Source organism: Comamonas sp. 7D-2, from assembly GCF_022749555.1.
Taxonomy (GTDB): domain Bacteria; phylum Pseudomonadota; class Gammaproteobacteria; order Burkholderiales; family Burkholderiaceae_C; genus Comamonas; species Comamonas thiooxydans.
Window position 1 is genome coordinate 1509188 of sequence record NZ_CP094238.1, and the last position, 19826, is coordinate 1529013.

14 protein-coding genes are annotated in these 19826 nt (G+C 62.1%); 13 read left to right on the top strand and 1 reads right to left on the bottom strand.

The genetic code is table 11. The features are described 5' to 3' along the window. The first annotated feature begins 41 nt into the window (after nt 1-41). The 8 genes from MPZ60_RS06835 to MPZ60_RS06870 all read left to right on the top strand — a co-directional run bounded on the left by MPZ60_RS06835 (nt 42) and on the right by MPZ60_RS06870 (nt 9503). Nucleotides 42-917 carry an SDR family oxidoreductase gene (locus MPZ60_RS06835; protein ID WP_034360188.1) on the top strand — a complete coding sequence of 292 codons (876 nt, stop codon included), beginning with the start codon at nt 42-44 and terminating at the stop codon, nt 915-917. A 68-nt stretch (nt 918-985) separates the two neighbouring features. After that, nucleotides 986-2125, top strand: a complete 1140-nt coding sequence (locus tag MPZ60_RS06840) for an acyl-CoA dehydrogenase family protein (RefSeq protein WP_242607422.1) — start codon at nt 986-988, stop codon at nt 2123-2125. After that, on the top strand, nt 2122-3300 hold the full coding sequence (locus MPZ60_RS06845) for an acyl-CoA dehydrogenase family protein (protein ID WP_034360195.1): 1179 nt from the start codon (nt 2122-2124) through the stop codon (nt 3298-3300). Before MPZ60_RS06840 ends, MPZ60_RS06845 begins: the two co-directional genes overlap by 4 nt. Nucleotides 3301-3516: 216 nt before the next feature. Next, nucleotides 3517-4302 (top strand): SDR family oxidoreductase, encoded by a 786-nt coding sequence (locus MPZ60_RS06850; protein WP_034360199.1) that lies wholly within the window; start codon nt 3517-3519, stop codon nt 4300-4302. 2 nt (nt 4303-4304) lie between these two features. Continuing rightward, the gene (locus tag MPZ60_RS06855) at nt 4305-4790 is read left to right on the top strand and encodes a MaoC family dehydratase (protein WP_034360202.1); all 486 of its coding nucleotides are present in this window, start codon (nt 4305-4307) and stop codon (nt 4788-4790) included. A 136-nt stretch (nt 4791-4926) separates the two neighbouring features. Next, a complete protein-coding gene (locus MPZ60_RS06860; protein ID WP_034360206.1) occupies nt 4927-6129 on the top strand; it encodes an acetyl-CoA C-acyltransferase in 1203 nt (400 codons plus the stop codon). A 41-nt stretch (nt 6130-6170) separates the two neighbouring features. Next, nucleotides 6171-7418: a LuxR C-terminal-related transcriptional regulator gene (locus MPZ60_RS06865; RefSeq protein WP_034360209.1), complete on the top strand. Its 1248-nt coding sequence runs from the start codon at nt 6171-6173 to the stop codon at nt 7416-7418. 636 nt (nt 7419-8054) lie between these two features. Continuing rightward, on the top strand, nt 8055-9503 hold the full coding sequence (locus MPZ60_RS06870; RefSeq protein ID WP_187771858.1) for a sensor domain-containing diguanylate cyclase: 1449 nt from the start codon (nt 8055-8057) through the stop codon (nt 9501-9503). A gap of 268 nt (nt 9504-9771) precedes the next feature. On the opposite strand, the gene MPZ60_RS06875 is transcribed toward MPZ60_RS06870, so the two are convergent. Further along, nucleotides 9772-10905 carry a CaiB/BaiF CoA-transferase family protein gene (locus MPZ60_RS06875; protein WP_034360215.1) on the bottom strand — a complete coding sequence of 378 codons (1134 nt, stop codon included), beginning with the start codon at nt 10903-10905 and terminating at the stop codon, nt 9772-9774. Between the two features lie 184 nt (nt 10906-11089). Here MPZ60_RS06875 and MPZ60_RS06880 point away from each other — a divergent pair, with 184 nt between their 5' ends. The 5 genes from MPZ60_RS06880 (at nt 11090) to MPZ60_RS06900 (ending at nt 19736) form a co-directional block, all read left to right on the top strand. After that, the gene (locus tag MPZ60_RS06880) at nt 11090-11833 is read left to right on the top strand and encodes an SDR family NAD(P)-dependent oxidoreductase (RefSeq protein ID WP_034360218.1); all 744 of its coding nucleotides are present in this window, start codon (nt 11090-11092) and stop codon (nt 11831-11833) included. 286 nt (nt 11834-12119) lie between these two features. Beyond that, nucleotides 12120-13325 (top strand): acetyl-CoA C-acetyltransferase, encoded by a 1206-nt coding sequence (locus tag MPZ60_RS06885; RefSeq protein WP_034360221.1) that lies wholly within the window; start codon nt 12120-12122, stop codon nt 13323-13325. Between the two features lie 17 nt (nt 13326-13342). Next, nucleotides 13343-15502 (top strand): 3-hydroxyacyl-CoA dehydrogenase NAD-binding domain-containing protein, encoded by a 2160-nt coding sequence (locus MPZ60_RS06890; RefSeq protein WP_034360224.1) that lies wholly within the window; start codon nt 13343-13345, stop codon nt 15500-15502. Nucleotides 15503-15588: 86 nt separating this feature from the next. Continuing rightward, on the top strand, nt 15589-17295 hold the full coding sequence (locus MPZ60_RS06895; protein WP_034360227.1) for a GMC family oxidoreductase: 1707 nt from the start codon (nt 15589-15591) through the stop codon (nt 17293-17295). A 29-nt stretch (nt 17296-17324) separates the two neighbouring features. After that, complete coding sequence (locus MPZ60_RS06900) at nt 17325-19736, top strand: acyl-CoA dehydrogenase (protein ID WP_052057724.1); 2412 nt, start codon at nt 17325-17327, stop codon at nt 19734-19736. The last annotated feature ends 90 nt before the right edge of the window (nt 19737-19826 follow it).

The following is a 19826-nucleotide window of genomic DNA, read 5'->3' on the forward strand; positions in this document are numbered from 1 at the left end:
GGCCATGAGGTTGTCTGCATTGCAAGCAAAAGGGGAAAGAAATGGGTATTTGCAACCAGAGAACCGTCGTCATCACCGGTGCAGGCGGTGGCCTGGGCCGCGCTTATGCGCTGGCCTTCGCACAAGAAGGTGCAAATGTGGTGATCAACGACATCCGTGCCGAAGCCGCCCAGGCCGTGGCCGAGGAAGTCAAGGCCGCTGGTGGCAAGGCGCTGGCCAACACCGGTGACATCACCACTGTGGCCGGAGCGCAATCGATTCTCGATGCGGCACTGGCCGCCTTTGGCGATGTGCAGGTCATCGTCAACAACGCGGGCGTGTTGCGCGACCGCATGTTCCTGAGCCTGTCCGAAGAGGACTGGGATATGGTCATGCGCGTGCATCTGCGCGGACATTTCTGCATGGCCAAGGTGTTTGGCGGCTACTGGCGCGATCAGAAGAAGGCCGGCAAGGACGTGGATGCACGCATCATCAACACCAGCTCGGGCGCGGGCCTGCAAGGCTCCATAGGCCAGAGCAACTATGCCGCAGCCAAGGCCGGCATCGCCGGTCTGACACTGGTGCAGGCCGCGGAGCTGGCGCGCTACGGCATCACCGCCAACTGTCTGGCACCTGCTGCGCGCACCTCCATGACCGAAGGCGCCATGCCCGATATGGTCAAGAAGCCCGAATCAGGTTTCGACGTCTGGGACCCCATGAACGTGGCCTCCATCGTCGTCTGGCTGGGCAGCGCGCAGTCCAGGCATGTGACGGGCCGCTGCTTTGAAGCCAAGGGCGGCGAGCTGTCCGTGGCCGACGGCTGGTTCACCGGCAAGATTAATGACAAGCAGGCGCGCTGGGAGCCTGCCGAGCTGTCAGGTGTGGTCGATCAGCTGATCGCCGAGGGCAAGGCCCCTCAGAAGGTCTACGGGACCTAAGCAGAAGAATCAGCCGGGGCATGGGCCCGGCCTTCCCATTCGATGAAGAACTCAGGACGCGAGCCATCATGGATTTAAGTCTGAACGAAGAACAAAAAATGATCGCCGAGAGCGCCGCGGTGTTTCTGCAGGAAAAATGCAGCACGGCGCAGGTGCGCAAGGTTTCTGAAACCGAGGGCGGGCTGGACCGTGCCCTGTGGCAGGAAGTGCTGGACATGGGCTGGTGCAGCGTGGCCCTGCCCGAAGCCGCAGGTGGCATGGGTCTGGGCTGGCGCGAGCTGGTTCTGCTTCAGGAGCAGATGGGTTATCACCTGGCCTGCGTGCCGTTTTTTGACGCTGTCGTCGCAGTGACGCCGTTGTGGCAAGCGTTGAGCCAGACCGGGCAGAGCCTGGGTGTGGTGGAGCGCCTGGCGGCCTCGGGCCGGATCTGCGTGCTGGGCATGACGGTGCGTGGCGAACTGACCGCGACCGCGACCGTGAAGCTCGAAGGCGATGAGCTGGTGCTCAATGGCCAGTGGAGTCAGGTGGGATCAGGAGCACATGCCGATGTGTTCCTGCTGCCCGCTACCCTGCCTTGCGGCTCGCTGGGCCTGCTGGAGGTGCACGCCAAGGAAGAAGGTTTGAGCGTGCAGGCGCTGACTACGGTGGACGCCACACGCAGCAGTGCCGATGTCATGGCCGTTAATGTGAGATTGACTGGCGCTGCCGTGCTGATGCATGGCGAGGCGCTCAGGAGCCTGTGGGCGCAGACCCGCAATCTGGCGGCCATCGGTTTGGCGGCTGAACAAGTCGGTGTGGCCGAGCGCGCGCTGAACCTGGCCGTGGAATACACCAAGGAGCGTCAGCAGTTCGGCAAGGCCGTGGGCAGTTTTCAGGGCGTCAAGCACCGGGCAGCGCAGATGCTGGTGAAGGTGGAGACCGCTCGTTCTGCTGTCTATGCAGCAGCTTTCATAGCTGATAGCGCCGATGTCACAAGCGATCTGAGCTACTTCGCGGCTCAAGCTCGCACAGATGCAACGGAGGCTGCTCTCTTTTCCACGCGCGAAAGCATTCAGTTGCACGGCGGAGTGGGATTCACCTGGGAGTTTGATCCGCATCTGTTCTTCCGCCGCGCGCAGGCATCCAGCCAGCGCATGGGCACGGTGGAGCAGTGGCGCGAGCTGGTGGCTGCGCGTTTGTTGGACGAGAGCGTGACGGAGGCAGCATGAAGATGCAGGAGTCGGAAATCAATGAAGCCTTTCGCGCTGAAGTGCGTGAATGGATGGCGCAACATCTGACAGGGCGGTTCGCCCCGCTCAAACATTCCAGCGGTCTGGGTGCCGAAGGTTATGACGCGCAACTGGCCAAGGAATGGGAGCAGGAGCTGGCCAAGGGCGGCTGGACCGGCCTGGGCTGGGGGACCCGGTACGGCGGCCGCAACGTCCCGCTGGCCCAGCAGGTCATCTTCCACGAGGAGTATGTGCGCTGCGGCGGTCCCGGCCGCATCGGTCATATCGGCGAGACCCTGCTGGCCCCCACGCTGATGGCTTTTGGCACGCCAGAGCAGAAACAGCGTTTTCTGCCCGGCATTCTGGCCGGTACCGACTATTGGGCTCAGGGCTACTCCGAGCCCGGTGCGGGCTCCGACCTGGCGGGCATTCGTACCAAAGCCCATCGTGATGCGGCCACGGGCGAGTGGGTGATCAACGGTCAGAAGGTCTGGACTTCCTGGGCTCATGAGTCCGAATGGGTGTTTGTGCTGGCTCGCACCGACGAGGTCGGGGCGAGCACTGCCAGCCCCCGCCATGCGGGCATGGTGCTGCTGCTGGTGCCCATCAAGCAGGCCGGCGTGGAGGTGCGTCCGATTCGCCAGATCACCGGCACTTCGGAGTTCAACGAAGTTTTCTTTGACGGCGCACGCACCGAAGGCGCGCTGCATCTGGGCCCCGTGGGCGATGGCTGGAAGGTCGCCATGTATCTGCTGGGCTGCGAGCGCGGTGCGTCCACTCTGGGCCAGCAGGCACATTTCCGCTATGAGCTGGACCTGATCATCGACCTGGCCAGGCGCAATGGCGCTGCCCGCGACCCGCTGATCCGTCAGCGCCTGGCCAAGGCCGATATGGGCCTGCAGACTCTGCGCGCCCATGCGCTGCGCTCCAGCGATGAGAGCACGCCCTTCCGTGTGGCTTCCGTATCCAAATACGCATGGTCCAACTGGCACCGTGATCTGGGCGAGCTGGCCATGGATGTGCTGGGCGAGCAGGGCGAACTGGTGCTCAAGGATCCCGCGTTCAGCGCTTTGCAGCAGCTATGGCTGGTCAGCCGTGCCGACACCATCTACGCAGGCACCAACGAGATTCAGATGAACCTCATGGCCGAACGTGCACTGGGCATGCCGCGCTGATCGAGCGCGCCTGCTCCTTTGGTCATTGGAGTAGGTGAATACGCTGAGTGGCTCCAAAGAAGATGCTGTGAACCGCGGGTTCTCCCTGGTGGTTTGCAGCATTTTCTCCTTTGAAATGTCCTCCCAGCGACATTAGGGAATGACCTATCGTCCAAAGTGACGATGCTGCAGCGCAGCGGCGATCGGAAGATCGAGGCAACTACTTTTGAATGACAAATGACTAGCGCTCCCTCTTACGTTGCTCCCCACGGCCTGCTCAAAGACAAAACTGTGCTCGTTACCGCTGCTGCTGGCGCCGGTATCGGCTTTTCAGCTGCAAAACGGGCAGCAGAGGAGGGCTGCAAGGCCTTGTTTATCTCCGACGTGCATGAGCGTCGGCTGGCCGAAGCCGTGGAGCAGATCAAAAAGGATACGGGTTTACACCAGGTCTTTGGCAAGCTCTGCGACGTGAGCAAGGAAGAACAGGTTCAGGCGCTGATCTCCGAAGCCGACAGCGCCATGGGCGGTATCGATGTGCTGATCAATAACGCGGGTCTGGGCACCAGTTGCAAGGTCGTCGACATGAGCGACGACGAGTGGAGCAAGGTCATCGACATCACATTGACCGGCACCTTCCGCATGACGCGCGCAGCGCTCAGGCTGATGCAGCCACGCGGCAAGGGGGTGATCGTCAACAACGCGTCGGTGCTGGGCTGGCGCGCTCAGACCGAGCAGGCTCACTACGCGGCCGCCAAGGCGGGCGTGATGGCCCTCACACGCTGTTCGGCGCTGGAAGCGGCCGAATTCGGCATTCGCATCAACGCCGTGGCACCTTCCATCGCCATCCACGCCTTTCTCAAGAAGTCCGCCTCTGAAGAGCTGCTGGCCAAGCTGTCCGAAAAGGAAGCCTTTGGTCGGGGGGCCGAGCCCTGGGAAGTAGCCAATGTGATGATCTTCCTGGCCAGCGACTACTCCTCGTACATGACGGGTGAAGTGGTGTCCGTCAGTTCGCAGAGGGCCTGAGCATGAATGCAGTCGCAGACAAGATGCTGTTTGACTCGGCAGCCTCGGTGCAGTCATCGGTGGGGCGTCAGCTGGGTGAGACCGAATGGGTGCAGATCACGCAGGAGCGCATCAATCAGTTTGCCGATGCCACGGGCGATCACCAATGGATTCATGTGGATCCCGAGCAGGCCAGGAACGGCCCGTTCGGCGCCTGCGTGGCCCATGGATATCTGACGCTTTCTCTGGCCAATCTGTTTTTGCCTCAGCTGGTCAGCTATCAGGGGCTGAAGATGGGCGTCAACTATGGTTGCGAGAAGGTGCGTTTTCCGGCTCCGGTGCTGGTGAACAGCTTCGTGCGTGGCAGCGGCGAGGTGGTGGCGGCGACGCCTATCGGAGAAGACGGCGTACAGGTCACGATCCGAATCACCGTACAGGTCAGGAATCAGGATAAACCCGGCTGTGTGGTTGAAACCATCAGCAGGCTGTTCTTTATCCGGGAAAATTGAGTGTGTGCAAGTGCCTGCTTCGGCGGGCGATTGCATTTTTTGTGAAGAGGGATGAGCTGCCGACAGAGTGGCCGACCTCGATACGGCAGCAAAAGCTGCCCAGGGCGCGACGACAAGAAAGTTAGGAGACAAAGACATGAAAGACGCAGTCATCGTTTCGACGGCACGTACCCCCATAGGCAAGGCTTACCGTGGTGCCTTCAACGACACCGAAGCTCCGGTGCTGGGCGGACACGTCATTCGCGCGGCGCTCAACAAGGCGAACGTGGCTGGTGCGGATGTGGATGACGTCATTTTGGGCATTGCCGCGCAGCAGGGCACGCAGGGCTACAACCTGGGGCGTCTGTGCGGCTATACCGCCGGGCTGCCGGAATCCGTGGGCGGAATGGTGATCGATCGCATGTGCGCATCGGGCCTGATGAGCATTGCCACGGCTGCCAAGGGTGTCATGACCGGCGAGATGAATATCGCTGTGGCCGGCGGCCTGGAGTCCATTTCCCTGGTTCAGAACAAGTACAAGAACTCGTACCGCGCCCAATCGAAGGCTGTGCTGGCCGCAGAGCCCACAGCCTACATCCAGATGATAGAGACGGCCGAGCTGGTCAGCCAGCGTTACGGCATCAGTCGTGAAGCCCAGGACGAGTACTCGCTGCGCAGCCAGCAGCGCGTGGCCGCCGCACAGGCTCGTGGCCTGTTCGACGATGAAATCGTGCCGCTGACCACGGTCAAGCAGCTGTTTGACAAGGAAGGCAATGTCACCGGCAGCGAGGAAGTCACGCTGACCCGCGACGAGGGCAACCGTGCCGACACCACGCTTGAGAGTCTGGCCAAGCTCAAGCCTGTATGGAAGAACGGCCAGTGGGTGGAGCAAGGCCAGTTCATCACGGCCGGCAATGCATCCCAGCTGTCCGACGGTGCCAGCGCCTGTGTGGTGATGAGTGCCGACGAAGCCCGCAGTCGCGGCCTCGCGCCTCTGGGCATCTATCGCGGCGTGGCCGTGGCAGGTTGCCGTGCCGATGAAATGGGGATCGGCCCCGTCTATGCCATCCCCAAGCTGCTCAAGCAGCATGGGCTGACGGTTGGCGACATCGGCCTGTGGGAAATCAACGAGGCATTTGCCTGCCAGGTGATCTACAGCCGCGACAAACTCGGCATTCCCGATGAGCGCCTGAACGTCAACGGCGGCGCGATCTCCATCGGCCACCCCTTCGGCATGTCGGGCGCACGCCTGGTTGGTCACGCCCTGCTGGAGGGGCGTCGCCGCGGCGTGCGTTTTGTGGTGGTGAGCATGTGTATTGGCGGCGGCATGGGCGCTGCCGGCCTGTTTGAGCTGAGCTGATCCGATCTGTCTGCAACCAACCTTCAACCAAGGAGTTGAACATGATGGACAGCGCTTTCGCCAAGATGGGTTTTTCCACCTACACGCCAAGCTCCATCGCTTGCGTGATCAAGGATGTGCCCATATTCGACACCCCGGCCCCCGTGCGCGCATCGGCCGATGCTCCCTTCGTGAGCGCCGAGCAGTTCAGTGCGCTGATCAGTCAGCTCTATGAAGCTGCCATGGACCCGGAAGGCTGGAAGCCTTTTCTGGAGACTCTGCGTCTGCAACTGGGAGGCAATTACGCCTCGCTCATAGTGCGCCCAGGCTCCGCCGATGATGTGGGGCTGATCGTCTCGGCCGCAGGCGACCGCCGCGATCTGATGCCGAACTGCCCCAAGATCAGCATGAGCCCGTTTCGCAGCATGCCTACCGATCGTATCGTGACCGTGGGGGATGTGATGCCCGAGTCCGAGTGGCGCGCTTCAAGCTACTACAACGACTGGTGCAAGCAGCTGCAGGTGTTCCACGTGATGGCTGCCGACATCGTCACCAAGGACAGCTGCGTCTACGGTCTGCGCATCACGCGGCCCGAAGGTGCCCCGGCTTTCAACAAGCAGGAGCGTGCCTTTGGCGCCATGATGCTGCCGCATATCAAGCGCGCGCTGAACCTGCATCTTTCGGTGAACCAGGACCGTCAGGTCATCTCCCTCTACAGCAAGGCCACGGCCCAACTGATGGTGGGGGTGGTCATCCTCGATCAGAACGGCAATGTGCTGGAGTGCAATCCCGCCGCTGCCAGCATTCTGGACATGCAGGACGGTCTCAAGATCTCCGGCGGCATGCTGGAGGCCAACTACGCCAATGACAACCGCAAGCTGCAGCGCCTGATCAAGGATGCGCTCATGCATACACAGGTCTCGCGCCTGTCCATGACCGAAGGCATGTCGGTCAGCCGGCAGTCCGGCCAGCTCAACTGGGGCGTGGTGGTGCAAAGCATTTCTCCCGACGAGTGGACCGAGGGCAAGCAGCGCCCCAGTGTCGCCGTCTTTGTACGCGACACCGGTGGCAAGGCAGACCCTCCCGTGAAGCTGGCTCAGCAGCTGTTCCAGCTGACGCCGGCCGAGACTTCGCTGGCCATTCAACTGGCCAATGGCCTGTCGCTTGAAGAGGCCGCCGAAGCGCTCAACATCCGCCGCAACACGGCGCGAGCCCATCTGCGCTCCATCTTCTCCAAGACGGGGGTGCGCCGTCAGACCGAGCTGGTGCGCATCTTCCTCAACAGCGTGGCATGGCTGGGGAACAAGTGACGACGGTTGGTGGAAATAAAAAGCGGGCTTCGGCCCGCTTTTTTGTATATGGAGCAGAGCCGGGCAGTCTGCTTTCAATCCTGACCGTGGAAAATTCCTCGCGACAGCATGTCGATGGGAGGCCCGGATTCAGGCCGCTTGTGATCGGGCGTGGAGCAGCCTCGACTCATTGAAGGCCAGGTCAGGCCAGGTCAGGCCAGGTCGAAATGGCGCCTGTGCAGAAATGACTTTACGGTTGCAGGCAAGCCCAGCGATTGTGGTCCATGCATTCCTTGGCGAAATCAATCTCCAGGCCCTGGAGTTTGCTTGCGCACAGCTTGTCCGCGCAGCATGGCCACATGGTCTCCCTGGCTTGCTTCTCATATATTCCATCCGCGCAAGTTCAATCGTTTGAAAACAAGCTGGCGGTCGCGGTGCGAATGCCTTCCAGAGCAAGATAACCCCCGCCCCTCACTAGAGAAACCAAGGCAGAATGACGTGCGCGAGGGTGAGTATCCGGTGTTCCTACGGAAGAAAGCACTTGCATGGCTAAACAGAAGAAATGTGACCGGCTCGCTCAAATACAGCAACGACATGAAACTATTTCGCAAGCCTGCTCTTGATCACTTCAACTTCATTTCTGGTGCGCCCTATGCAATGCTCTTGGTGGGTGGGATTATTGCGCTGTCGATGACAGTGATCTGTACCGTCGTCCTCTATCAGAGTCGGCTGGATGCAATGGAGCATGCGATAGAAACATCACGCAATGTTGCCCTTCTTGCTGAAAATGACGTGGTTCGGAACTTCGAGCTCTATGCACTGTCGTTGCAAGCCGTGGTCGATGGACTCAACGACTCCGAGGTGATGGCCGCCTCGCCGCATTTGCGTAATGCGGCCTTGTTCGACAAGGCCGCGACCGCGACCTATCTGGGATCCATCCTGGTTCTTGACGCAGACGGAAAAATTGCCCTCAATGCAGGGGTCGAGAATGCGGTGAATGGGCATTACTCGGATCATGACTTTTTCAAGGTGCACAAAGAAAGCCCGAGCATCGGTCTCTACGTGGGGGACCCTTATTCATCCGCGCTGCATGGCGGCTCCCTGAGCATTCCTCTGAGTCGTCGGATTTCCCATGCGGACGGCTCTTTTGCCGGCATTGTGCTGATAGATGTTCAGCTGGAGTACTTTCAGAAACTGTTTTCTGCGCTTTCGCTAGGTAAACACGGATCGCTGGCCTTGATAAGGAAAGACGGAGCCATGATGATGCGGCAGCCCTTCGATGCAAAGGTCATCGGGCGCAATATCCGCAATGCAAGCACGTTCCAGCAGTTCATGTCGGCACCCGAAGGCAGCTTTTCGGATACGTCGTACCTTGATGGGGCCCAGCGGGCGTATTACTTCAAGAATCTGCCCAGCTTGCCATTCATCATCATGGTGGCCAAGGCGCATTCCGATATTTACGCGGTCTGGCGACAGAGAGCCTTGCTGATTACCTCTGTCATGGGGATGCTCACCATGGCTTTCATTGGCCTGTCCTTCGCTTTCGGAGTGCAGCTCAAACGCCGCATGTGCGCAGAGTCCGAATTGGCGATGCTGGCACGTACCGACGGCCTGACTGGCTTGAGCAACCGCCGCAAACTCGATGAAATCATCGATCACGAATGGCGCAGGGCAAAAAGGAATCACAGCGCTTTTTCGCTGTTGTTCGTGGATATCGATTGGTTCAAGGCCTATAACGACACTTATGGGCATCAGGCCGGGGATGCTGTTCTGGCGACCGTGGCGAAATGCATTGGAGAGAATATTCGGCGCCCGGAAGACAGTGCGGCACGCTATGGAGGTGAGGAATTCATTGTGGTGTTGCCGGACACGTCCCTGGATGGAGGGGCGCTCATTGCCGAGAATATTCGTGCGGCGATCGCACAGCTTGCCATTGCGCACACTGGAAGCGAATTCGGGTGCGTCACGGTCAGCATAGGTTGTGCTGCCTGGGTGCCGGCAAGAGATCTGGATATGCCGACGATTTTGCGTTCGGCCGACAAGGCGCTGTACAGCGCCAAGATGACGGGCCGTAACAAGGTCGCTTTGTCAAGCGCGTATTCATAATAGTGCTCCGCAAACCCTTGCCTGGCTTACCGGCGTGGCGCAAGGGGCCTGGTGCCTACCGGACTTGCCTTGCGTTGAAGCATGCACCCGGTTCTCGGCCAACGGCATTTGCCCGGCAAGGAGAACTGCATACAAAACTAATAGCTGCAAGCGCTTGATATCAATAGATAGCAGCATTGAAGGTATCTGAATTCCATTGATATATTTTGCTGGCAGCTTTTATTTTGATAGCGGCTGTCTCAGGCAGTTGCTCGGGCGCATGCCTTGCTCAGGCGCATGCCTTGCTGGCGCGCAGCGCCGCAATATCTGCCCTGGCATAACCCAGGGATGCGAGCACGGCATCGGTGTCCTGCCCGATCCTGGTTCCCGGTGTGGGGCGGCGCGCTGGGGTGCGTGAAAAGCGTGGGGCCGGTGAGGGTTGGCGCTGGGTACTGCCGTCCACTTCCAGATCGACGAACAGATTGCGCTGGGCGTTGTGTGGATGAGCGGGTGCCTCGGCCAGGCTCAGTACCGGGGCAAAGCAGACATCGCTGCCTTCGAGCTCTTCGCTCCACTGTGCCTGCGTCTTCCTGAGCACGATTTCGGCCACGCGGGCCTTGACTTCGGGCCAGTCGGAGCTCTGGTACTGGCGCCTGGGGTCCACATCGCTCAGGCCCAGCTTTTGCAGCTGCAAGGCATAGAACTGCGGCTCGATGGCGCCCAGGGTGATGTGCTTGCCATCTGCGCACTCGAACACTTCATAGAAGGGTGAAGTGTTGAGAAAGTGATTCTGCGCGGGATCGTCCTTCCAGTAGCCCATGCCGCTGCGCATCTGGTGCATCAGACCACTCATGGCGCTCACTCCGTCGATCATGGCCGCGTCCACCACCTGACCCCTGCCGGATTGACCTGCCTCGTGCATGGCGCACATGATGCCGAACAGCAAGAACATGGCACCGCCCGCCATATCGCCCACGATGGTGGGCGGTAGCACAGGAGCTTGGCCGGGGCGCATGGAGGTGGACATCACGCCCGTCAGCGCCACATAGTTGATGTCATGGCCTGCGGCCTGGGACAGGGGGCCGGTCTGGCCCCAGCCGGTGACGCGGCCAAAGACCAGGCGCGGCGCGCGGCGAGCGACTTCCTCGGGACTGAAGCCCAGGCGCTCCATCACGCCGGGTCTGAAGCCCTCGATGAGCGCGTCGGCAGACTCGATCAGCTTCCAGGCGGCGGCGCGTCCGCCCTCGGACTTGAGGTCCAGCGCGATGGACTTCTTGCCCCGGTTCTGCGCCATGCGCGGGTAGCGGGATGCCGCAGCATGGTCTGCGCTGCGCTCGATGAGAATCACTTCGGCACCCATATCGGCCAGCATCATGCCGGCAAAGGGGGCAGGGCCTATGCCTGCAAATTCGATGACGCGCATTCCGGTCAAAGGCCCCGGGCTCTGGCCTTGAAAAGGGTGTTCTGTACTCAAGTCGGTCTCCTGTTTTTGTCTGCGACTTTTCTATCTTGTGGATCCTGCCGGTTTTGGACCCGTCCGTTTGGAGTATGTCCGGGGTGAAAGCCAGGCCAACACTGGACATTCCATAAAAAAAGGAGAGCAATACATGTTCAGGCTGGATGGGAAAGTGGCGCTGGTCAGCGGTGCCGGGCGCGGCATGGGGTTCGGCATCGCGCAGGCGCTGGCCGCGCAGGGCGCGCATGTGGTGGTGAACGACTTTCATCAGGACCGCGCCGAGAGTGCGGCAAGTCAGCTGCGCGAAGCGGGATTGAAGGCATCGGCACAGGCGGCGGATCTGACGGATCGCGACGCTATTTTTGCCATGGCGCAGCGCATTCGGGACGAGGTCGGTGTGGTCGATATCTTTGTGCACAACGCCGGTATCCCGGCTCAGGGCTGGGGCTACACGCCGTTTCTGCAGTCGCCCGAGTCCGAATGGAACGCCTGGCTGCAGCTCAATCTGCATGGGTTGATGCATGCCTGCCAGGCTCTGCTGCCCTCCATGCAGGAGCAGGGCTGGGGGCGCATTGTGGCCATCAACTCCGACGCGGCGCGCACGGCCACGGGCATGGGGCTGTGCGCCTATGGTGCAGCCAAGGCGGCAGCGATTGGCTTCATTCGCAATCTCTCGGGCGAAGTGGGCCCGCACGGGGTGACGGCCAACGCTCTGTCGCTGGGCACCATGAACAACTGGGAAGGCTCGGAGAAGATTGCCAGAAAGGGTACGTCCGTGGGCCGGGCAGGATCGCCCCAGGATGTGGGTGCGGCCGTGAGCTATCTGGCATCGACCGAGGCTGAGTGGGTCAACGGCCAGGTGCTGCCGGTCAACGGCGGTGGTCTGGTGGCCTGAGTTCAGCAGCCGTCCTCAACAGCCTTCCGGTGCAAGCCGGAAGGCTTTTTTGTCACTCATGGGACCGCGAGTTGTGGCGGCGAAGGCGACAGAGCCTCCGGTGCGGGCATTCTGGCGGCACAAACCGGCTTTCGCGCCCGGAGGTGCAAGCCATCCGCCACCAGGGGCGGTTGCGGCCGATTTTTCTCATAGTCTGCCCCTAGTCCGAATCAGGTAGGTTTGGGCAAAAGCCGTATGGCAATCTGAAAAAGAACTCGATAACAACCTGGTGATGTGAGGAAAGCAGATGGAGGCATTGATCTTCGACCATGTCCGAACCCCCCGAGGCAAGGGCAAGCCGGATGGAGCACTGCATGAGGTGACGCCGGTCTGGCTGGCCGCGCAGCCGCTGGTGGCGCTGCGTGAGCGCAATCGGCTCGATACGGCGGTGGTGGACGACGTGATCATGGGCTGCGTGGTGCCCGTGGGCGAGCAGGGTGGCAATGTGGGCCGCATGGCGGTGCTGCAGGCCGACTATGCGCAGAGCGTGGCCGGCGTGCAGCTCAATCGCTACTGCGGCTCGGGCCTGGAGGCGGTGAGCTTTGCCGCGGCCAAGGTGATGGCCGGCCAGGCCGACATGACGATTGGCGCCGGCGTGGAGATGATGTCCCGCGTACCCATGGGCTCCGATGGCGGCGCCTGGGCGCAGGACCCGCAGCTGGCCAGCAAGACCTATTTCGTGATGCAGGGCATCTCGGCAGACTTGCTGGCATCGCTGCGCGGCCACAGCCGCCGTGATCTGGACGAGTACTCGGCCGAAAGCCACCGCCGCGCGGCCAAGGCCTGGACGGAAGGTCGCTTTGACCAGTCTGTCGTTCCCGTCAAAGACTTCCTGGGCATGACGCTGCTGGAAAAGGACGAGACCATTCGAGCCGAGACCACCGCCGATTCGCTGGCCGCCCTCAAGCCCGCTTTTACCGAGATGGGTCAGAAATACGGTTATGACAGCGTGGCGCTGCAGCGCTATCCGCAGGTCGAGCAGATTCACCATCATCACCATGCAGGCAACAGCTCGGGCATTGTCGACGGTGCGGCTGCCGTGCTGATCGGCACGGCCGAGGCCGGTGCCAGGCAGGGCATGAAGCCCAGGGCCCGCATCCGCGCCTTTGCCAGCATCGGCTCCGAGCCGACCTTGATGCTGGACGGCCCGGCCCATGCCGCGCGCAAGGCTTTGGCCAGGGCGCGCATGCAGGCTTCGGACATTGATCTGTGGGAGCTCAACGAGGCCTTTGCCACGGTGGTGCTGACCATGATGGAAGAGCTGGACATTTCCCATGAGCGCATGAACGTCAACGGCGGAGCGATCGCGATGGGCCACCCGCTGGGGGCCACCGGCGCCATGATTCTGGGCACGGTGCTGGACGAGCTGGAGCGCACCGGCAAGCGCACGGCGCTGATCAGTCTGTGCGTGGCTGCTGGCATGGGCTCGGCCATGATCATCGAACGCGTGTGAGTGAGGGAGCACAAGTCATGACAACGGAAATCATTCGCTACGCCGTAGATGAGGACGGCATTGCCACGCTGACGCTGGATTACCCCGGCAAGACCATGAATGTGATCGACCAGGCCTTCATGGACAGCCTGGAAGCCTGTATTGCACGCATGCACGGCGACGACCGGGTGCGCGGCGGCATCATCACCTCGGGCAAGGACAGCTTTGTCGCGGGGGCCGACCTGATGGGCATGGAGGCCAATATCGACGCCATGGCGGACATGCCCATCGAGGAGCTGTTCGCCTCCTGCGCATCGCTGTCCCGGCTGCTGCGCAAACTGGAGACCCTGGGCAAGCCGCTGGTGGCGGCCATCAACGGCATGGCATTGGGCGGCGGCTATGAAATCTGCCTGGCCTGCCACCACCGCATTGCAGCCGATGCACCCACGGTCATGGTCGGTCTGCCCGAGGCTCAAGTGGGCTTGCTGCCCGGTGCCGGCGGCACCCAGCGCCTGCCGCGCATGATCGGTATTCTGGCTGCCATGCCTTTTCTGATGGAGGGCAAGCAGCTGCAGGCCGTGAAGGCCAGGGAGGCCGGACTGGTGGACGAGGTGGTGGCTCCCGAGCAGTTGCTCGGCGCTGCCAAGACCTGGCTGCTGGCCAGTCCCACGGCGGTGCAGCCCTGGGATGTGAAAGGCTTTCGCATCCCCGGTGGCGGCCCGCTGGATGCGCGCGTGGCCCCGGCTTTCGTTGTGGGCAACACCATGCTGCAGGCCAGGACCTTGCACAATATGCCGGCGCCGCTGTGCATTCAAAGCTGCATCTATGAAGGTTGCCAGCTGCCCATCGACAAGGGCCTGCGCATCGAGAGCAAGTACATGGCCACGCTGTCGCGCAATCCCGTGGCGCGCGGCATGATTCGCACGCTCTTTGTCAACAAGACCAAGGCCGAGAAAGGTATGCACCGTCCTGCAGGCTTGGAGCCCTTCCAATGCCGCAAGCTGGGTCTGATAGGCGCAGGCATGATGGGCGCGGGCATTGCCTTGGTGGCCGCCCAGCGCGGTATTCAGGTGGTGCTGATAGACCGGGATCAGGCAGCGGCGGACAAGGGCAAGCAGTACTCCGAGAAGACACTGTCCAAGCAGGTGGACAAGGGCCGCCAGAGCCGCGAGAAGGCCGATGCCATCCTCGCTCGCATCACGCCCGGCACTGATTACGAGTTGCTGCGAGATGCCGATATGGTGGTCGAAGCCGTGTTCGAAGACCGTGCCATCAAGGCTGAAGTGACCCGCAAGCTGGACGCCGTGCTGCCGCCTGGCTGCGTGCTGGCCAGCAACACCTCGGCCCTGCCCATCAGTCTGCTGGCGCAGGCGAGCGACAGGCCCGATCGCTTCATCGGTCTGCACTTCTTCTCGCCGGCCGACAAGATGCCGCTGGTGGAAGTCATTCGCGGCAAGCAGACATCGGATGCCACGCTGGCGCAGGCACTGGATTTCGTGGCTCAGCTCAAGAAGACGCCCATTGTCGTCAACGACAAGCGCGGCTTTTTCACCAGCCGCTTCATCGGCGCGTTTGTGGATGACGCCATCGGCATGGTGTCAGAAGGCATTGCCCCTGCATTGATAGAGAACTGTGCAAAGCATGCGGGCATGCCCGTGGGGCCGCTGGCGATTACCGACGAGCTGTCGATTGATCTGTCCAAGCATGCGGGCGAATCCCAGGCCAAAGAGTTCCCAGGGGAATACAAGCCCGGTCGCTCCGTGCCGGTGATCGGCAAGCTGTTCGAGCTGGGCCGTCTGGGCCGCAAGGTGGGCAAGGGCTTCTATGACTACGATGAAAGCGGCAAGCGCATCTGGCCGGGCCTGGCCGAGCATTACCCGCTGAAAGACCTGCAGCCCAGCGCGCACGACCTCAGGCAGCGCATTCTCTATGTGCAGGCCGTCGAAGGAGCGCGTGCCATGGAAGAAGGCGTGCTGCTGGCGCCGGCCGATGGCGACATCGGCTCGATTCTGGGAGTGGGCTTTCCCGCCTATACCGGCGGCCCCTTCTGCTTTATCGACGGCATAGGTCTGCCGCAGTTCGTGGCCGAGGCCGATCGCCTGGCAGATCTGTTTGGCGAGCAACTGCGCCCGCCACAGCTGCTGCGCGATATGGCGGCCAGGGGGCAGACCTTCTACGGAAAGACTGCCAGGGCCTGAGCAGGCCGCAAAGGGTGGGCGGGCGCGCTCACCCGGTATCGGCTCGACACAGTCACTCATCCAATAACAATCAATGGAGACAAGCCATGGATGAAGTCTTCGATTACATCGTCATAGGCGCGGGCTCGGCGGGCGGCACACTGGCCGCACGGCTGAGCGAGAACCGACAGCACAAGGTCCTGCTGCTGGAAGGTGGCGCAAGCCACAAGGATTTGCTGGTCTCCATGCCTTCTGGCTGGGGCCAGATGATCAACAGCTCCCGTTATTCCTGGGGGCACGAAACAGAGCCCGAGCAGTACGCAGCCAGGCGCCGCATCAGCCTGCCGCGAGGCAAGCGCCTGGGGGGCTCATCTTCCATCAACGGCATGATTTATGTGCGCGGGGATCGCGCGGACTTCGACAGTTGGGCTGAGCAAGGGGCGACGGGCTGGAGCTATGACGAGTTGCTGCCCTACTTTGTGCGCACCGAAGACCAGCAGCGCAGCGAACAAGAATTCACCCGGCCCTGGCATGGGCGCGGCGGGCCGCTGACGGCCAACAATCTGCACAATCCCCATCCCGTATCGCTGGCCATGGTACAGGCTGCCATTCAAGCCGGCATGCCCGCATGCAAGGATTTCAACAACGGCCATCCTGACGGGGCAGGGCTGTTTCAGGTCAATCTCAAGAATGGTCAGCGCTCGTCGGTGGCCAAAAACGCCATCGAGCCCGCCATGCGGCGGCTCAATCTGGATGTGCGCATGCAGGTGTTGGTCACCCGCATAGGTCTGGACGGGCTGCGCGCCAGCACGGTGCACTGGAAGGACAAGGCCGGCGCAAGCCATGCAGCTCGCGCAAGCAAGGAAGTCCTGCTGTGTGCAGGGGCCCTGCAGTCGCCCCAGTTGCTGATGCTTTCGGGCATCGGCCCGGCAGCGCACCTGCAGGAGATGGGGATCGAGGTCAAGGTGGATCTGCCCGGGGTGGGCGCCAATCTGCAGGACCATGCGATTGTCCCCATGTCCTGGCGCATGAAGGCCGGAACGCCCAGCCTCAACCGCTCGCTGCGCGGCCTGGGGATTGGCGCTTCGCTCATTCAGTACCTGTTGACCAGGCAGGGAGCCATGGCCATGCCGGCCTCGGAGTTTGCCGCATGGTTCCGCAGTGACTCCAGCCTGCCCTACAACGACATCCAGATTCACGGCCTGCCCGTGACCGGCGATATCGAGGGCTATATGCAGGGCGGCAAGAACTACCGCACCGAGGCCTTCCCCGGCATGACGATGGCGCCCTATCAGGTGCGGCCCTATTCACGCGGCCAGCTCAGGCTCAGGAGCAGCAAGCCCGAGGAGCTGGCCAGCATTCGCATGAACTTTCTGCACGACGAGCGTGACCGCAAGGCGCTGCTCCATGGAGTACGCATGGCCAGCAGGATTGCCCAGCAGCCCGCGCTGGCCGGCCTGATCGAAGCGCAGACGCGCCCGGCACCTGGCCTGCAAAGCGACGAGGAGCTGCTGGACTGGATCTCCATGCACATGGGATCGGGCCACCACGCCAGCGGCAGCTGCCGCATGGGCCATGCGGCCGATCCGCGAAGCGTGGTCACCCCCGACCTCCGGGTCAAGGGCGTGCAGGGTCTGCGCGTGATTGATGCCTCGGTCATGCCGCATCTGGTGTCGGGAAACACGAATGCGGCATCGGTGGTGATTGGCGACAAGGGTGCAGATCTGGTGCTGGGCCTGGAACCGCCTGCTGCAAGGCGGTGGAATGTGGCAGCCGTGCTGCCGGATGGCGCATGCGCCGCCGCCGTGGTTTGAGCTTTGGAAGATTGGGTGGAGACAAAAAGATGAACTTCGATTTCAGTGACGACCAGAATGCATTGCGCAACGAAATACGAAAATTCCTGACCAGGGAATCGCCGCTGACGCAGGCGCGTGCCTTGCTCGAGGGCGAGGGTCACCATGCCCAGGACGTATGGAGCGGCATGGCCCAGCTGGGTGTGAGCAGCCTGATGCTGCCGGAGGACTGTGGCGGTATCGGCCTCGGTGCCATGGAGATGTGCGTGGTGGCCGAAGAAGTGGGCCGCCAGCTCAGTCCCGTGCCTCTGGCATCGACCATGTATCTGGCGGTGCAGGCCGTCCTGCTATCTACACAGGAGCAGTCCGCGCAACGAAGGCAATGGCTGCTGCCGGTTTCGGGTGGAAGCATTGGCTGTCTGGCAGCGCCGACGGACGGGCAGGAGCCGCCATACGCTCTGCCCCTGTTTGACGGCAAGACCTTGAAGGGGGAGTGTCTGCTGGTGGCCGATGGCATGGCCGCGCAATGGGGGGTGGCGCTGGCGCGCAATGCGATGGGGGCGGATGTGCTGGTGGTCTTCAGGTGTGACGGCTCGGTGCAGCGCAAGAAGCTCAAGACGCTGGATCCTTCCAAGCCCTATGCCTTGTTGCGCTTTGACGGCACGGCGGCCGAGCAACTTGACGGAGCCAGCAGCGCTGCCCAGGTGCTGGCACGCGTGCGCAATCGTGCTGCCGTCATGCTGGCCTTTGAACAGCTGGGAGCAGCCGACGCCGCGCTGGAGATGGCCTGCCACTACGCCAGGGAGCGCAAGGCCTTTGGCCGGCCCATTGGGTCCTATCAGGGCATCAAGCACAAGCTGGCCAATCTCTACACCAACAACCAACTGGCCCGTGCGCATTGCTACTACGGAGCCTGGGCGCTGACGGCAGACATGGCTCTGGCTGATGGTGCGTCCGAGCTGCCCGGCGCAGCCGCCGCAGCACGCGTGAGCAGCACTCAGGCGCTGTCGGATGCTGCACAGGAAAACCTGCACACCCACGGCGGCATGGGCTATACATGGGAGCTGGATTGCCATCTGTTCTACCGCCGTGCGCGCCAGCAGGCCGTGGAGCTGGGCAGTATCCACGCCTGGCGCGAGCAGGTGGCGGCCGAGTTGCAAAAGCGGTTGCTTGCTCCTGCGAAAGAGACGATTGTGCAGAGCTCGACCGCGGCTGACCGTCAGTCCATGGACTTTGAGGACACGCCCGAGGAAGCCGCCTTCCGCGCCGAATGCCGCGCCTGGCTGCAAGCCAATGCCGAGCCCAAGGCAAGTGCCGACGACTACTTCGGTCGTGACATGACTGCCGAGCAGCGCATGGAGGCAGCCCGGCTCTGGCAGGGCAAGAAGGCTGCAGCAGGTTTTGGTGCGATTACCTGGCCCAAGGTGCTGGGTGGCCGGGGCGGTACACCCATGCAGGAGCTGATCTGGCGCCAGGAGGAGGGGCGGGTCAAGGTGCCCACGGGCATGTTCAACGTCAGCCTGGGCATGGTTTTGCCATCGGTGATGGCGCACGCCAGCGCCGAAGTGCTGGCCCTGCATGTGGCCCCGGCACTGGGCGGAAAAAACCTCTGGTGCCAGTTGCTGAGTGAACCCGGCGCAGGCTCTGACCTGGGCATGGTGCGTACCCGTGCCGAGCGTGCGACCGATGGCCGCGAGGGATGGATCGTCAACGGCCAGAAGGTCTGGACCTCTCTCGCGCAGTTTGCCCAGTTTGGTCTGGTATTGGCTCGTACCAATCCCCAAACCAGCAAGTTTGAAGGCTTGACCACTTTCTTCCTGGACATGAAGTCGCCCGGCATTACCGTGCGCCCGATTCGCCAGGCAGGGGGAGAGTCCGAGTTCAACGAAGTCTTCTTCGAGGACGTGTTCGTGCCCGATAGTCAGATGGTGGGCAAGCTGGGCGGTGGCTGGAAGGTCACGTTGACAGGCTTGATGGCAGAGCGCCTGGCCATTGGCGGAGTGATGCCCGCCGAGCTGTGGCGCACCACGGCTGGCTTGCTGGCCGATCATCGATTTGACGGCAGGCCGGCGCTGCAGGACGGTCGCCTGCGCGAGCGCTGGGCCGACCTCTATCTGAAGGAGCAGGCGCTATGGCTGCTGCAGTGCCGCGCTCTGACGGCGCTGAGCAAGGGTCGTCAGCCCGGCCCCGAAATGAGCGGCGCCAAGAACGTGGCCGCTGCCGCACTGCAGTCCTTTAGCTATTTCGCCATCGACTTGCTGGGCGAGCGAGGTGTGCTGGCCGCCAGCGAACTTGGAGAGCGTTTTGCCATGGTGGAGCGCCTGTGGTTCGGCTCTGCCGGTATGCGCATTGCGGGCGGTACCGACGAGGTGGTGCTCAACAGCATTGGCGAACGCGTGCTGGGGCTGGCTGCCGAGCCCCGTGCGGACAAGGACCTGCCCTTCTGCGAACTGCTTGCCTAGTGACTTGGCGCGGCACACCGCAATGTGCCGCGTCCTTTTTACTGGGCATACAAGACTCCATTCAATCCACGTGGCGGAGATCACGTTTTT

Bases quoted from the DNA above. Each gene is read 5' to 3' on its own strand.
- MPZ60_RS06835 (WP_034360188.1), top strand. From the start codon at position 42: ATGGGTATTTGCAACCAGAGAACCGTCGTCATCACCGGTGCAGGCGGT.
- MPZ60_RS06840 (WP_242607422.1), top strand. From the start codon at position 986: ATGGATTTAAGTCTGAACGAAGAACAAAAAATGATCGCCGAGAGCGCC.
- MPZ60_RS06845 (WP_034360195.1), top strand. From the start codon at position 2,122: ATGAAGATGCAGGAGTCGGAAATCAATGAAGCCTTTCGCGCTGAAGTG.
- MPZ60_RS06850 (WP_034360199.1), top strand. From the start codon at position 3,517: ATGACTAGCGCTCCCTCTTACGTTGCTCCCCACGGCCTGCTCAAAGAC.
- MPZ60_RS06855 (WP_034360202.1), top strand. From the start codon at position 4,305: ATGAATGCAGTCGCAGACAAGATGCTGTTTGACTCGGCAGCCTCGGTG.
- MPZ60_RS06860 (WP_034360206.1), top strand. From the start codon at position 4,927: ATGAAAGACGCAGTCATCGTTTCGACGGCACGTACCCCCATAGGCAAG.
- MPZ60_RS06865 (WP_034360209.1), top strand. From the start codon at position 6,171: ATGATGGACAGCGCTTTCGCCAAGATGGGTTTTTCCACCTACACGCCA.
- MPZ60_RS06870 (WP_187771858.1), top strand. From the start codon at position 8,055: ATGCTCTTGGTGGGTGGGATTATTGCGCTGTCGATGACAGTGATCTGT.
- MPZ60_RS06875 (WP_034360215.1), bottom strand. From the start codon at position 10,905: ATGCGCGTCATCGAATTTGCAGGCATAGGCCCTGCCCCCTTTGCCGGC.
- MPZ60_RS06880 (WP_034360218.1), top strand. From the start codon at position 11,090: ATGTTCAGGCTGGATGGGAAAGTGGCGCTGGTCAGCGGTGCCGGGCGC.
- MPZ60_RS06885 (WP_034360221.1), top strand. From the start codon at position 12,120: ATGGAGGCATTGATCTTCGACCATGTCCGAACCCCCCGAGGCAAGGGC.
- MPZ60_RS06890 (WP_034360224.1), top strand. From the start codon at position 13,343: ATGACAACGGAAATCATTCGCTACGCCGTAGATGAGGACGGCATTGCC.
- MPZ60_RS06895 (WP_034360227.1), top strand. From the start codon at position 15,589: ATGGATGAAGTCTTCGATTACATCGTCATAGGCGCGGGCTCGGCGGGC.
- MPZ60_RS06900 (WP_052057724.1), top strand. From the start codon at position 17,325: ATGAACTTCGATTTCAGTGACGACCAGAATGCATTGCGCAACGAAATA.